11 protein-coding genes are annotated in these 14,178 nt (G+C 65.5%); 10 read left to right on the top strand and 1 reads right to left on the bottom strand.

All coding sequences use genetic code 11. The annotated features are described in order from the left end of the window. Positions 1–5: 5 nt before the first annotated feature. Positions 6–896, bottom strand: a complete 891-nt coding sequence (locus ACSR1C_RS04020) for a LysR family transcriptional regulator (RefSeq protein WP_460258054.1) — start codon at positions 894–896, stop codon at positions 6–8. A 194-nt stretch (positions 897–1,090) separates the two neighbouring features. Between ACSR1C_RS04020 and ACSR1C_RS04025 the strand changes: the two genes are divergently transcribed. From ACSR1C_RS04025 to ACSR1C_RS04070, 10 genes are all read left to right on the top strand, one after another. After that, positions 1,091–1,675 carry an ANTAR domain-containing response regulator gene (locus tag ACSR1C_RS04025; protein ID WP_460258055.1) on the top strand — a complete coding sequence of 195 codons (585 nt, stop codon included), beginning with the start codon at positions 1,091–1,093 and terminating at the stop codon, positions 1,673–1,675. Beyond that, positions 1,672–2,850, top strand: a complete 1,179-nt coding sequence (locus ACSR1C_RS04030; protein ID WP_460258056.1) for a CmpA/NrtA family ABC transporter substrate-binding protein — start codon at positions 1,672–1,674, stop codon at positions 2,848–2,850. Before ACSR1C_RS04025 ends, ACSR1C_RS04030 begins: the two co-directional genes overlap by 4 nt. A 265-nt stretch (positions 2,851–3,115) precedes the next feature. Beyond that, positions 3,116–4,483 carry a CmpA/NrtA family ABC transporter substrate-binding protein gene (locus tag ACSR1C_RS04035; protein ID WP_460258057.1) on the top strand — a complete coding sequence of 456 codons (1,368 nt, stop codon included), beginning with the start codon at positions 3,116–3,118 and terminating at the stop codon, positions 4,481–4,483. 93 nt (positions 4,484–4,576) lie between these two features. After that, positions 4,577–5,662, top strand: coding sequence for an ABC transporter permease (locus tag ACSR1C_RS04040; RefSeq protein ID WP_460258058.1), 1,086 nt, complete (start codon positions 4,577–4,579; stop codon positions 5,660–5,662). 5 nt (positions 5,663–5,667) lie between these two features. Further along, positions 5,668–7,326 (top strand): ABC transporter ATP-binding protein, encoded by a 1,659-nt coding sequence (locus ACSR1C_RS04045; protein WP_460258059.1) that lies wholly within the window; start codon positions 5,668–5,670, stop codon positions 7,324–7,326. A gap of 12 nt (positions 7,327–7,338) precedes the next feature. Then, positions 7,339–7,758 carry a globin family protein gene (locus ACSR1C_RS04050; protein ID WP_460258060.1) on the top strand — a complete coding sequence of 140 codons (420 nt, stop codon included), beginning with the start codon at positions 7,339–7,341 and terminating at the stop codon, positions 7,756–7,758. A 5-nt stretch (positions 7,759–7,763) separates the two neighbouring features. Beyond that, entirely contained in the window at positions 7,764–10,208 is a 2,445-nt protein-coding gene (gene nirB / locus ACSR1C_RS04055; protein WP_460258061.1) for a nitrite reductase large subunit NirB, read from the top strand. Beyond that, positions 10,205–10,537, top strand: a complete 333-nt coding sequence (gene nirD, locus ACSR1C_RS04060) for a nitrite reductase small subunit NirD (protein WP_460258062.1) — start codon at positions 10,205–10,207, stop codon at positions 10,535–10,537. Before nirB ends, nirD begins: the two co-directional genes overlap by 4 nt. After that, a complete protein-coding gene (locus tag ACSR1C_RS04065) occupies positions 10,537–13,209 on the top strand; it encodes a molybdopterin-dependent oxidoreductase (RefSeq protein WP_460258564.1) in 2,673 nt (890 codons plus the stop codon). Before nirD ends, ACSR1C_RS04065 begins: the two co-directional genes overlap by 1 nt. Next, entirely contained in the window at positions 13,206–14,177 is a 972-nt protein-coding gene (locus ACSR1C_RS04070) for a glycosyl transferase family protein (protein ID WP_460258063.1), read from the top strand. Before ACSR1C_RS04065 ends, ACSR1C_RS04070 begins: the two co-directional genes overlap by 4 nt. Position 14,178 lies beyond the last annotated feature (1 nt).

The following is a 14,178-nucleotide window of genomic DNA, read 5'->3' on the forward strand; positions in this document are numbered from 1 at the left end:
TTCTATCACCCTCCGGCCGCGCCCAGCCTGCGCGCCGCCGTGATCAGCGCCTCCAGCACCGGGGTGTGGGGTTCGCGGTGGGGCGCGATCAGCCCGACCCGATGCGCGGCCATCGGCGCGGTGATCGGCACTGCGGCCAGGTCGCCCGCGCGCAAGAACAACTGCGCGGTCTTCATCGGCAGGATCGTGGCCCAATCGCCGTCCAGCACATGGGCGATCAGCGCGATGACCGAGTTCGCTTCCAGCCGCGGGGCGGCCCCGGTGCCGGCCTCGGCCATATGCTGATCCAGGATGCGGCGGTTCTGCATGTCGGGCGTCAGCAGGCACAGCGGCAGGGCGGCCAGATCGGCCCAGCCGACGTCACCCCGCGCCGCCATCGGGCTGTCCGCGCGCACCACCAGATTATAGTGTTCATCATAGAGCGGTACCGCCGTCACCCGGCCCAGCGGCGCGTTGTCGAGATAGGTCAGCCCGGCGTCGATCTCCAGATTGTCCAGCATGTGCAGGATATCGGCCGATGTGCGCGACTGTACGGTGACGCGCAGGTTGGGGTGCGCCGCCATCATCGGTGCGGTCAGGCGTGGCACCATCGCCAGCGCGGTCGGCACCACCGCCAGCCGCAGCTTGCCCGACAGGCCCAGTTTCGTCGCGCGCATCTCTTCGCGCATGGTGCGGGTGTCCGCCACGATCCGGCGTGCCCAGTCCAGCACCCGCACACCTTCGGGCGTCAACCCCTGATAGCGCGCGCCGCGCCAGACCAGCATCACGCCAAGCTGTTCCTCAAGTTGCTTGATTGCGGCCGACAGGGTGGGCTGGGTCACGCCGCACTGATCGGCGGCGCGTCCGAAATGCTCTTCGTTGGTCAGGGCTATGAACATTTCCAGCTTGTCGATCATGGCGCCGATCATGGCACCGAAGCGGGGGGTGGAAAAGGGGCGTCCCGAATTTGCCTGTGTGATGGGCGGACCTGGAGAAAGTGATTAATAATTGCGCTTTTGATGAAAGCCACGTCACCAAGTGCCGCGCCCGGCCTTCCGCATCCCGCAGCGCTTCTATTGAAAGGGCGGCGGAGCCATGCGCCGGGATAATCATGCCAGAACGCCTTTCCATCGTTGTTGTCGAAAAGGATCGGGAACGCGCCTTGCTGATTGTCGACAGCCTGCGCGAAACCGGGGATTACGACATCTCGGTCATCGCCGAGGAAACCGGCCTGGCGCGACGGATTTCCGAGCGGAACCCCGATGTGGTTCTGATCGACGTGTCCAGCCCGTCGCGCGATATGCTGGAGGAACTGACGCTTGCCTCCAGCCCGATGGACCGGCCGGTGGCGATCTTTGTCGAGCGTTCGGATGACAGCCTGACCAAGGCCGCGATCGAGGCGGGCGTTTCGGCCTATGTGGTGGACGGGCTGCGCGCCGACCGGATCAAGCCGATCATGGATGCCGCGATTACCCGGTTTCACATGTTCCACCGGATGCGCGCCGAGCTGGAGGCGACCAAGCGCGCGCTGGAAGAGCGCAAGGTGATCGACCGGGCCAAGGGATTGCTGATGAAGGCGCGCGGAATTGACGAAGACGAGGCCTATGCGCTGCTGCGCAAGACGGCGATGGATCAGGGCCGCAAGGTGGTCGATGTGGCGCAGGCGCTGGTCACGGCGATGGGGTTGCTGTCATGAGTCTGATCACACTGACCGCGGGCTTCATCCCGCTTGTGGACGCCGCACCGCTGGTCATCGCGCGCGAGCTGGGCTTTGCCGAGGAAGAGGGGTTGGCGCTGAATCTGCGCAGCGCGCCGTCCTGGTCCACCCTGCGCGACATGCTGGCGCTGGGCCAGATCGAGGCCGCGCATATGCTGTCGCCGGTACCGGTGGCGATGGCGCTGGGGCTGGGCGGGATGGCGACGCGGCTGGATGCGCTGTCGGTGCTGTCGGTCAACGGCAACGTGATCGGCGTGTCGTGCGACCTGGCGGCAAAGATGCGCGCGGCGGGGCACATGTTCGATTTCGCCGATGCGCGCGCGGCGGGGCTGGCGCTGATCGCCGCGTCGGGCGCGCGGCCGCGGATCGGGGTTCCGTTCCCGTTTTCGATGCATGCCGAGCTGTTGTACCACTGGCTGGGCGCGTTGGGCGTGTCGGCGCCGCAAGATCTGCATGTGAAGACCGTACCGCCGCCGCTGATGGCCCAGGCGATGGCCGCGGGCGAGATCGACGCCTTCTGTGTCGGCGCGCCCTGGGGCTCGATCGCGGTGGAAACCGGGGTGGGCGAACTGCTGCTGCCCGGCTCGGCGATCTGGGCTTTCGCGCCCGAAAAGGTGCTGGCCGTGCGCCATGACTGGGCCGGGGACGAGCCCGACCTGACCCGCGCGCTGATGCGGGCGGTCTGGCGCGCCGGGCGCTGGCTGGGTCGCGCAGAGAACCGGATCACCGCCGCCGAACTGCTGGCGCGGCCCGAATATGTGAATGTCAGCGCCGAGGTGATCGAGCGCGCGCTGACCGGGCGGCTGGTGATTTCGCCGCGCGGCGAGCTGCGCGAGGTGCCCGGCTATATGGAATTCTTCAACGGCGCGGCGACGTTCCCGTGGAAATCGCAGGCCGCCTGGATCGGCAGCCGCCTGGCGGCGCGCACCGGGCTTGACCGGGCCACGGCCATGGCCGCGGCGCGCGACGTGTTCCGCACCGATCTGTACCGCCGCAACCTGCGCGATCTGGGCGCCGAGCTGCCCGGCGCATCGGAAAAACTGGAAGGGTCGCTGCGCCATCCTTCGGCCGTGGCCTCGGAAACCGGCAAGCTGATTCTACAACCAGACGCTTTTTTTGATGCACATGTCTTTGACCCTGATGCGACAGCGTGACTAATTTTTATGCAGCATCGGGGCTGAGCCCCCGCCGCGCCCGGGATTTTGGTTAATGACGGGTCACACTCTTGACGGGGTCATGCTGCACCTGCATTTTCGACTGCATTGACGGGACAAGGGCGTTCCATCACCGAATTCACCCTCACAGTTGTGGGTACCTGAGCACAGCCGCTCGACCCTTCGCTTCCGGCGAAGATGGTCAGCGGCTTTTTGCGTTTTTCAGCCCTTTCACCGGGCCCTCCGAACAAGGACCAGACGACACATGAAACGTGCATTTTCGATCCTCGCCGCCACAACCTGCCTGGCAAGCCCGGCTTTCGCCGAGATGCTGGATGTGGAAAAGGACGAGCTGAAATTCGGCTTCATCAAGCTGACCGACATGGCCCCGCTGGCCGTGGCTTATGAGAATGGCTATTTCGAGGACGAAGGCCTGTTCGTCACGCTGGAGCCGCAGGCGAACTGGAAGGTTCTGCTGGACCGCGTGATCGACGGCGAGCTGGACGGCGCGCATATGCTGGCCGGTCAGCCGCTGGCCGCGACCATCGGTTTCGGCACCGAGGCGCATATCATCACCCCCTTCTCGATGGATCTGAACGGCAACGGCATCACCGTGTCCAACGAAATCTGGGACCAGATGAAGCCGAATATCCCGACCGATGCCGAGGGCAAGCCGGTGCACCCGATTTCCGCATCGGCGCTGAAGCCGGTGGTCGACAGCTATCGCGCCGAGGGCAAGCCCTTCAACATGGGCATGGTGTTCCCGGTCTCGACCCACAACTACGAACTGCGCTACTGGCTGGCCGCCGGCGGGATCGAGCCGGGCTATTACAGCCCCGAAAACGTGTCGGGCCAGATTGCCGCCGATGTGCTGCTGTCCGTGACCCCGCCGCCGCAGATGCCCGCCACGATGGAGGCCGGCACGATCTATGGCTACTGCGTGGGCGAGCCGTGGAACCAGGCGGCCGTGTTCAAGGGCATCGGCGTTCCGGTGATCACCGACTACGAACTGTGGAAGAACAACCCGGAAAAAGTGTTCGGCATCACTGCCAGCTTCGCCGACGAATACCCGAACACCACGCTGGCCGTGACCAAGGCGCTGATCCGCGCCGCGATCTGGCTGGACGAAAACGACAACGCCAACCGCGAAGAGGCGGTCGAGATCCTGGCGCGCTCGGAATATGTGGGCGCAGATGCCGAGGTGATCGCCAACTCGATGACCGGCACGTTCGAGTACGAAAAGGGCGACAAGCGCGAAGTGCCCGATTTCAATGTGTTCTTCCGGTACAACGCGACCTATCCCTTCTATTCCGACGCGGTCTGGTACCTGACCCAGATGCGCCGCTGGGGCCAGATCGCCGAAGCCAAGTCCGACAGCTGGTATGACGAGGTCGCCAAGTCGGTCTACAAGCCGGAAATCTATCTGGAAGCCGCGCGCATGCTGGTGGACGAAGGTCTGGCCGACGAAGCGGATTTCCCCTGGGACAGCGACGGCTACAAGGCCGCGACGCCCGCCGAAGATATCATCGACGGTATCGGCTATGACGGCAGAACGCCGAACGCCTATCTCGACAGCCTGCCGATCGGCCTGAAGGGCGAGCAGACGGTTGTCGGCAACGACGTGAAGGGCTGAGCCCGGACGGGCGCTCATCCGGCGCGGCGGTTTCGGCCGCCGCACGGACGGGCGCCCACCCCGCCACCCAACCCCATGATCTAGGAACGCGACATGACCGCAATTGATCCAGAAACGCTGAGCGCCGCGCAGGCCAAGGAAGCCCGCCGCGCCCGTCTTTTCACCCGTATCAACAAGGCCGACGGCTGGTTCAAGGTTCTTGGCCTGAGCTGGGTCACGCCCGTTTTGAAAGCTGCCGCTGGCGACAACCCGAAGGCGCAGTTCAAGGAAATCTGGCGCCTGCTGGGTGTGCCGGTTCTGGCCATTGCCGGTTTTCTGGTGGTCTGGGGCGCGCTGGCGCCGCAGGTTCAGACCTCGCTTGGTGCCGTTCCCGGCCCCGCGCAGGTCTGGGAGCAGGTCGGCGTGCTGCATGCCGATCATGTGCGCGAACGGGAAAAGGCCGATGCCTTCTATGCGCGTCAGGACGTCCGCAACGACAAGCTGATCGCCGCCGGCAAGGCCGATCAGGTCAAATACCGCGACTATACCGGCAAGCCGACCTATTACGACCAGATCTGGACCTCGATCAAGACCGTGTTCTTCGGCTTTCTGCTGGGCACGATCGTGGCCGTGCCGCTGGGCATCATGTCGGGCCTGTCGCCCACCGCCAACGCGGCGATGAACCCGCTGATCCAGATTTTCAAGCCGGTCTCGCCGCTGGCCTGGCTGCCGATCGTGACCATGGTCGTCTCGGCCGTTTACGCCACCAATGACGGCATGTTCTCGAAATCCTTCCTGACCTCGGCGATCACGGTGACGCTGTGTTCGCTGTGGCCGACGATCATCAACACCGCGCTTGGCGTGTCGTCGATCGACAAGGATCTGGTGAACGTCTCCAAGGTGCTGAAGATGAACACCTATACCAAGATCGTGAAGCTGGTGCTGCCCTCGGCGCTGCCGCTGATCTTTACCGGTCTGCGCCTGTCGCTTGGTGTGGGCTGGATGGTGCTGATCGCCGCCGAAATGCTGGCCCAGAACCCCGGCCTTGGCAAATTCGTCTGGGACGAGTTCCAGAACGGGTCGAGCAACTCGCTGGCCAAGATCATGGTGGCCGTGTTCACCATCGGGATCATCGGCTTCGTCCTGGACCGTCTGATGTACGCCATCCAGTCCATGTTCACCTTCTCCGAGAATCGGTGACCGATATGGGTATTCTTGAGTTCATGAATGTCTCCAAGGGGTTCGGCGAAGGTGCCGGGCGCCAGGAGGTCCTGAAAAAGATCAACCTGAACGTGGAGGAGGGCGAGTTCCTGGCCATTCTCGGCTTCTCGGGCACCGGCAAGTCGACGCTGATCAACCTGATGGCCGGGTTGCATACGCCCGACAAGGGTTCCGTCACCTTCGAGGGCAAGACGATCGAGGGGCCGGGGCCCGAGCGGGGGCTGGTGTTCCAGTCCTATTCGCTGATGCCCTGGCTGACGGTGCAGGGCAATATCGGCCTGGCCGTGGATGCCGTGCATGGCCGCAAGTCCAAGGCCGAGCGCGCCGCGCTGATCGAAAAATACATCCAGATGGTCGGGCTTGGCCACGCCACCCATCGCCGCCCGGCCGAACTGTCGGGGGGGATGCGTCAGCGGGTCGCCGTGGCCCGCGCCCTGGCGATGGACCCCGAGGTTTTGCTGATGGATGAACCGCTGTCGGCGCTGGACGCGCTGACCCGGGCTAATCTGCAAGACGAGATCGAGGCGATCTGGGAAGCCGACCGCAAGACCGTCGTGCTGATCACCAATGACGTGGACGAGGCGATCCTGCTGGCCGACCGGATCATCCCGCTGAATCCCGACGGCACGCTGGGCGAGGCCTTCAAGGTGGCGCTGCCGCGTCCGCGCGACCGTACCGCGATGAACCACGACCCGCTGTTCAAGCGGCTGCGCGCCGATGTGACCACCTATCTGATGGATGTGGGCATGGCCGCCAAGGTCGAGGAAACCCGCAAACTGCCCGATATCAGCCCGATCCACGCGGTGCCGAAAGTGGTGGTCGACGCCACCATGGGCGGGATCGAGGAACGCTATCTGGACTATTCCCAGATCCACAAGATCTATCCCACGCCGAAAGGCCCGCTGACGGTTGTCGAAAACTTCGACCTGAAGCTCAAGAAGGGCGAGTTCGTGTCGCTGATCGGCCATTCGGGCTGTGGCAAGTCCACTGTTTTGACCATGACCGCTGGGCTGAACGATATTTCCAAGGGCGTGATCAAGCTGGACGGCATGGCCGTGCAGGGCGCCGACCCCGAACGCGCCGTGGTGTTCCAGTCGCCGTCGCTGTTTCCCTGGCTCACCGCCAAGGAGAACGTCAGCGTCGGGGTGGATCGGGTGTACCCCCGCGCCAGCCAGGCCGAGCGCCAGGATGTGGTGGAATATTACCTTGAGCGGGTCGGTCTGGGCGATTCCATGGACAAGGCCGCCAGCGAGATGTCCAACGGCATGAAACAGCGCGTCGGCATCGCACGGGCCTTTGCCCTGTCGCCCAAGCTGCTGCTGCTGGACGAACCCTTCGGGATGCTCGACAGCCTGACCCGCTGGGAGCTTCAGGAAGTTCTGATGGAGGTCTGGTCGCGCACCAAGGTGACCGCCGTCTGCGTGACCCATGACGTGGACGAGGCGATCCTGCTGGCCGACCGGGTGGTGATGATGACCAACGGCCCCCGCGCCACGATCGGCAAGATCATGGATGTGAATCTGCCGCGTCCGCGCACCCGCAAGGCGCTGCTGGAGCATCCCGATTACTACGCCTATCGCGAAGAGTTGCTCAGCTTCCTTGAGGAATACGAGCACGGCGCCCACAAGAAAAAAGCTGCGTAAAGGAGCATGGCGATGACCCCCGAACAGATCGAAATGGTACAAGACAGTTTTGCCAAGGTGGTTCCGATCAAGGTGCAGGCGGCGGATATCTTCTATACCCGCCTGTTCGAGATCGCCCCGGCGGTGAAACCCTATTTCAAGGGCGACATCGCCGCACAGGGCATGAACCTGATGGCCACGCTGGGCGTGGTGGTGAACGGGCTGAAGCACCTGGAAACCATTGTGCCGGTGGCGCAGGATCTGGCCATTCGCCATCTCGATTACGGGGTCAAACCCGAAGACTATCAATCGGTGGGGGCAGCGCTGCTCTACACACTCAAAGCCGGGTTGGGCGACGATTTCACCGAAGAAGTCGAAACCGCCTGGGCAGAAGCATACACGACCCTCGCGGGCGTGATGATCGATGCGGCCTATCCGACGGCTGCGGAGTAAGCGAAATGACACAGAAACTTGTCGTTATCGGTGCCGGCATGGCCTCTGGCCGTGCGCTGGAGCACCTGTTCGAAACCGCCCCCGGCGCGTATGAGGTGACGCTTTTCAACGCGGAACCGCGCGGGAACTACAACCGCATCATGCTGTCGCCGGTACTGTCGGGCGAAAAGACCTATTCCGACATCGTGACCCATGATGACGCCTGGTACGATCAGCATGGCGTGACCTGCCGCTTTGGCGAAAAGGTTCTGGAAATCGACCGCACCCGCAAGGTGGTGGTCGGTGAAAACGGCGAGGTGCCCTATGACAAGCTGCTGATCGGCAGCGGTTCCAACCCGTTCATCATTCCGCTGCCCGGCCACGATCTGGAAGGTGTGATCGCCTATCGCGATCTGGAGGATACCAACGTGATGATCGAAACCGCCGCCAAGCCCGGCGCGCGGGCGGTGGTGATCGGCGGCGGCCTGCTGGGGCTGGAGGCCGCCGCGGGCCTGAAGCTGCGCGGCATGGATGTGACCGTCGTGCATCTGATGGGCCATCTGATGGAACGGCAGCTGGACGAGGCCGCAGGCTATCTGCTGCGCAAGGAACTGGTCAGCCGGGGCATCAACGTGCTGTGCTCGACCAATTCCAAGGAAATCCTGGGCGAGAATGGCCGCGTCAAGGCGTTGCTGCTGGACAACGGCACCGAACTGCCCTGCGATATTCTGGTGATGGCGGTGGGCATCCGCCCCAACACCAAGCTGGCCGCCGACAGCGGCCTTGCGGTCGGGCGCGGCATTCAGGTGGATGACCAGATGGTCACCTCTGACATTGATGTGCTGGCCGTTGGCGAATGCGTCGAACATAACGGCGCGCTTTTCGGCCTTGTGGCACCGCTTTACGATCAGGCCAAGGTGGTCGCCAGGACCCTGCTGGGCGAAGCGGCGGCGTTCACCCCCAAAGAGGTGTCCACCAAGCTGAAGGTCACCGGCTGCGATCTGTTCAGCGCGGGCGACTTCGCCGAAGGCGAGGACCGCGAGGATATCGTGTTCCGCGACCCGGCGCGCGGCGTCTACAAGCGGCTGGTGCTGCAGGGCAACAAGCTGATCGGCGCGGTCATGTATGGTGACACCGCCGACGGCAACTGGTTCTTCGGGCTGATCAAGGACGGCACTGACGTGTCGGACATGCGCGAGACGCTGATTTTCGGCCCGGCATTCCAGGGGGGGGCCGCAGCGGACCCTATGGCGGCCGTTGCAGCCTTACCGGCTGACGCAGAAATCTGCGGCTGCAACGGCGTGTGCAAGGGAACGATCGTCGAGGCGATCACGGCGGGGGCGCATGATCTGGCCGCAATCCGCGCCACGACCAAGGCCAGCGCGTCCTGCGGCACCTGCACCGGGTTGGTGGAACAGGTTCTGGCGGTCACGTTGGGCGACGATTTCGTGCTACCCGCCGCGCAATCGGTCTGCGGCTGTACCGATCTGGCGCATGAGGACGTGCGCCGTCTGATCAAGTCGCAGGAGCTGAAATCGCAGCCCGCGGTGTGGCAGGAACTGGGCTGGAACACGCCCAACGGCTGTCATGTCTGCCGCCCGGCGATCAACTATTACCTGCTGGCCGACTGGCCGCTGGAATATCAGGACGATCCGCAATCGCGGTTCGTGAACGAACGCAACCACGCCAACATCCAGAAGGACGGCACCTATAGCGTCGTGCCGCGGATGTGGGGCGGGATCACCACCCCGGACGAATTGCGCGCCATCGCCGATGTGGCCGACAAGTACAAGGTGCCCACCGTGAAGGTGACCGGCGGCCAGCGGATTGATCTGTTGGGCGTGAAGAAAGAGGATCTGCCGGCGATGTGGTACGACCTCAACCAGGCCGGGATGGTGTCGGGCCACGCCTATTCCAAGGGGCTGCGCACGGTGAAGACCTGCGTGGGGTCGGACCATTGCCGCTTTGGCACCCAGGACAGCACCGGGCTTGGCATCAAGCTGGAAAAGCTGCTGTGGGGGTCGTGGACGCCGCACAAGGTCAAGCTGGGCGTGTCGGGCTGCCCGCGCAACTGCGCGGAAGCGACCTGCAAGGATGTGGGCATCATCTGCGTCGACAGCGGCTATGAGGTGTCCGTCGCCGGGGCCGCCGGCATGGACGTGAAGGAAACCGAGCTGCTGGCCAAGGTCGCGACCGAGGAAGAGGCGATAGAGGTCACCACCGCCTATATCCAGATCTACCGCGAGAACGCGAAATATCTGGACCGGGGCTACAAATGGGTGGCCAAGGTCGGGCTGGATTGGGTCAAGGCGCAGGTCGTCGACGATCTGGACAATCGCAAGGCGCTGGTCGCGCGGTTCGAGATTTCCCAGTCCGTCTATCGCAAGGACCCGTGGGCGGCCCATGCCAAGCCCGACGAGGCGCGCAAATTCGGCCCGCTGGCCGATCTTACCCTGGAGGCGGCGGAATGAGCTGGATCGACATCGGAGCACTGAACGACATCCCCGAACGCGGGGCCCGCATCGTCAAAACCACTCACGGCTGTGTCGCGGTGTTCCGGACGGCAGCGGCGGAGGTGTTCGCCACCTCCGACCGCTGCCCTCATAAAGGCGGGCCGCTGTCCGAAGGCATCGTGCATGGCACATCCGTGACCTGCCCGCTGCACAACTGGGTGTTCAGCCTGGAAACCGGCGCGGCCCAGGGCGCGGACGAGGGGCAGATCGACACCTTCCCGGCGCGGGTCGAAAACGGGCGCATCCTGCTGGACGGCACCCGCCTGGCCAACCGGACGGCCGCGTGATGGACAGCGCGGGCGCGCCTGTGCCGCTGACCGAGGACACCGCGCAGGCGGGGACGGTCTGTACGACCTGCCCCTATTGCGGGGTCGGTTGCGGCGTGCTGGCCCGCGCCAACGGGCGCGGCGGGCTGACCATCAAAGGCGACAAGGCGCACCCCGCGAATGCGGGCAAGCTGTGCTCCAAGGGCTCGGCGCTGGGCGAGACCACCGATCTGGACGACCGGCTGCTGACGCCCGTGGTGAACGGGGCCGCGGCCAGCTGGGACGACGCGCTGGATCTGGTGGCCGGAAAATTCCGCTCCGCCATCGCCGAACACGGTCCCGACAGCGTGGCCTTCTATGTGTCGGGGCAATTGCTGACCGAAGATTACTATGTGGCCAACAAGCTGATGAAAGGCTTCATCGGTTCGGCCAATATCGACACCAATTCGCGGCTGTGCATGGCGTCCTCGGTGGCCGGGCACAAGCGCGCCTTCGGCACCGATACCGTGCCGGGGCTGTATGCCGATTTCGATCAGGCCGATCTGATCGTGATGGTGGGGTCGAACCTGGCCTGGTGCCATCCGGTTCTGTTCCAGCAGATCGCGGCGGCCAAGAAGGCGCGCCCGCATATGAAGGTCGTCAATATCGACCCGCGCCGCACCGCGACCTCGGACATTGCCGACATGCATCTGGCGATCGCGCCGGGCGGCGATGTGGCCCTGTTCAACGGGTTGCTGGCGCAGATCGTGCAAACCGGCGCGGTGAACGGCGATTACGTCGCCCGCCATGTGTCGGGCTATGAGGCCGCGCTTGACGCCGCCCGTGCTGCCGATCTGACGCTGACCGGCCTGTCCGAGGATGAGCTGGCGGATTTCTATGCGCTTTGGGCCGGCACCGAAAAGGTGGTGACGATCTACAGCCAGGGGGTCAACCAGTCCTCGTTCGGCACCGACAAGGTCAACGCGATCCTGAACTGCCATCTGGCCACCGGCCGCATCGGGCGTCCCGGCATGGGGCCGTTTTCGGTGACCGGCCAGCCCAACGCCATGGGCGGGCGCGAGGTGGGCGGACTGGCCAATATGCTGGCCTGTCATCTGGATCTGGAAAATGCCGAGCATCGCTCGGCCGTGCGCGGCTTTTGGGATGCGCCCGAAATGCCCGATGCGCCGGGGCTGAAGGCGGTCGATATGTTTCGCGCCGTGGGCGAGGGCCGGATCAAGGCGCTGTGGGTGATCTGCACCAACCCCGCCGTCAGCCTGCCCGATGCCGACGCCGTGCGCGACGCGATTGCCGGCTGCGATTTTGTCGTGGTGTCGGACCTGACCGCCCAGACCGATACCGCGAAACTGGCCCATGTGCTGCTGCCCGCCACCGGCTGGGGCGAAAAAGACGGCACGGTGACCAATTCGGAACGCTGCATCAGCCGCCAGCGCGCGGTACTGCCCGCGCCGGGGCAGGCGCGCCACGACTGGCGGATCATCTGCGACGTGGCCGGGCGCATGGGCTGGGCCACCGCGTTCGACTATTCCGGCCCGGCCGAGATTTTTCGCGAATATGCGGCCCTGTCGGGGATCGCGGGCAAGCTGGGCCGCGATTTCGACATCTCGGCCCTGTCGGAAATCGGCGACCGCGAGTTCGACGCGCTGGCGCCGTTCCACTGGCCGCTGAGCGCGCAAAAGCAGGGCGGGCGCTTTTTTGCCGAGGGGCAGTTCTATACCCCCGACCGCAAGGGCCGGATGCTGGCGCTGCACGACCGTCCCGCCGCCACGGCGCTAAGCGCGGACTATCCGTTCCGTCTGAACACCGGCCGGGTGCGCGACCACTGGCACACCATGACCCGTACCGCGAAATCCCCGCGCCTGAGCCAGCACATGGCCGAACCCTATCTGGAATTGCATCCAGACGATGCTTCGCGGTTGGGGCTGGTGGCCGCCGGGCTGGCGCAGGTCGACAGCCCCCAGGGCGCGGCGATCCTGCGGGTGCTGATCACCGAGCGGCAGCGCCCCGGTTCGGTCTTCGCGCCGATGCACTGGAGCGGGCAGAACAGCTCTGCCGGGCGGGTCGATGCGTTGGTCGCGGCGAATACCGATCCCGTGTCGGGCCAGCCCGACGGCAAGGGCGCCGCCGTGCGCATCGCGCCGTTCAAGGCGGCCTGGTACGGCTTTGCGGTCGCGCTGGACGATATGGCCCCGGCCAGCGCCTATTGGGCAAAGGCGCGCGCCAGAACCGGTTGGCGGCTGGAACTGGCCGATGCCGCGGCGCCCGCCGATTGGGAAAGCTATGCCCGTGCCCTGTTCGGCCTGCCGTATGCGCAGGTGGTGACGATGATCGACACCGCGCGCGGGCTGGCGCGGCTGGCCTTTCATGTCGACGGCAAACTGGTGGCGGCGCTGTTCGCGGCCCCCGAACCCGTGGCCCTGTCGCGCGGCTATGTGACCGGCCTGTTGGGCGAAGCCGCCGATCCTGCGATCCTGTCGGGCCGCCCCGGCGACGACCGGCCCGACCCCGGCGCCACGGTCTGCGCCTGTTTCGATGTGGGCGTGAACACGATCCTGGCGGCGATTCAGGCCCAGCACCTGACCTCGGTCGAGGCAATCGGCACGGCACTTCAGGCGGGTACCAATTGCGGCTCGTGCCGGCCCGAACTGGCGGTGATCCTGGCCAATGCCACCGCCCGGCAGGCCGCGGAATGAGCCTGGCGCCCTATATCCACGCCATGGGCCGCGGGCCGGGGCGCGCGCGCTCGTTGACCGGGGCCGAAGCTGCGGATGCGATGACGCAGATTCTGGCGGGCACGGCGGCCCCCGAGGCCGTGGGCGCCTTGCTGATGCTGATGCGCTATCGCGGCGAGGTACCGGCCGAGATCGCGGGCTTCGTCACCGCGCTGCGCGCCACGCTGCCCGACTGGCCCGGCGCGCGCCCGGCGCTGGACTGGCCCAGCTATGCCGCCGGGCGCACCCGTGGCGTGCCGCTGTTCTTGCTGTCGGCGCGGCTGGTGGCACAGGCCGGGGTGCCGGTGCTGCTGCATGGCTGGAATTCGCACCAGAACCCGGTGGCCTCGGTTCGTGGCGCGCTGGCGCTGTGCGGTATTGCCCAGGCCGCCGATCTGGGCGACGCGGCCCGGCTGCTGGCGGAAGACAGTCTTGCCTATCTGCCGCTCGAGGCCGTTTCGCCGCGCGCGCTGGAATTACTGCGCCTGCGCGAGGTGCTGGGCCTGCGCTCGGCTGTGAACACTGTTCTTCGGGTGCTGAACCCGGGCGGCGCGGCGGCCTCGGTTCAGGGGGTGTTCCATCCGCCCTACCGTGAATTGCAGGCCGATGCGGGCGCGCTGCTGGGGCAGGAGCGGCTGACCGTCATCAAGGGCGGCGGCGGCGAGTTCGAGCGCCACCCGTCGAAGGAAATCACCCTTTTCGGTCTGCGCGACGGTCAGCCCTGGCAGGGCCGCGCCGCCGTGCTGGCCGAAGAAACCCGCCGTCTGGCCGATGCCGAACTGGTACCCGCCGATCTGCCCCGGCTGTGGGACGGCACCTTGCGCGATCCCTTTGCCGAAGCCGTGATCACCGGCACCGCCGCGCTGGCGCTGGACACTGCCGGCCGGCCCGACCCCGAGGTTTTGGCCCGGGACCTTTGGCAAAACCGCCACCGCGCGGCCGCCGCCTGAC

The sequence above is a fragment of the Actibacterium sp. D185-2 genome (assembly GCF_054954595.1).

Bases quoted from the DNA above. Each gene is read 5' to 3' on its own strand.
- ACSR1C_RS04020 (WP_460258054.1), bottom strand. From the start codon at position 896: ATGATCGACAAGCTGGAAATGTTCATAGCCCTGACCAACGAAGAGCAT.
- ACSR1C_RS04040 (WP_460258058.1), top strand. From the start codon at position 4,577: ATGACCGCAATTGATCCAGAAACGCTGAGCGCCGCGCAGGCCAAGGAA.
- ACSR1C_RS04070 (WP_460258063.1), top strand. From the start codon at position 13,206: ATGAGCCTGGCGCCCTATATCCACGCCATGGGCCGCGGGCCGGGGCGC.
- ACSR1C_RS04035 (WP_460258057.1), top strand. From the start codon at position 3,116: ATGAAACGTGCATTTTCGATCCTCGCCGCCACAACCTGCCTGGCAAGC.
- nirB (WP_460258061.1), top strand. From the start codon at position 7,764: ATGACACAGAAACTTGTCGTTATCGGTGCCGGCATGGCCTCTGGCCGT.
- ACSR1C_RS04050 (WP_460258060.1), top strand. From the start codon at position 7,339: ATGACCCCCGAACAGATCGAAATGGTACAAGACAGTTTTGCCAAGGTG.
- ACSR1C_RS04065 (WP_460258564.1), top strand. From the start codon at position 10,537: ATGGACAGCGCGGGCGCGCCTGTGCCGCTGACCGAGGACACCGCGCAG.
- nirD (WP_460258062.1), top strand. From the start codon at position 10,205: ATGAGCTGGATCGACATCGGAGCACTGAACGACATCCCCGAACGCGGG.
- ACSR1C_RS04045 (WP_460258059.1), top strand. From the start codon at position 5,668: ATGGGTATTCTTGAGTTCATGAATGTCTCCAAGGGGTTCGGCGAAGGT.
- ACSR1C_RS04025 (WP_460258055.1), top strand. From the start codon at position 1,091: ATGCCAGAACGCCTTTCCATCGTTGTTGTCGAAAAGGATCGGGAACGC.
- ACSR1C_RS04030 (WP_460258056.1), top strand. From the start codon at position 1,672: ATGAGTCTGATCACACTGACCGCGGGCTTCATCCCGCTTGTGGACGCC.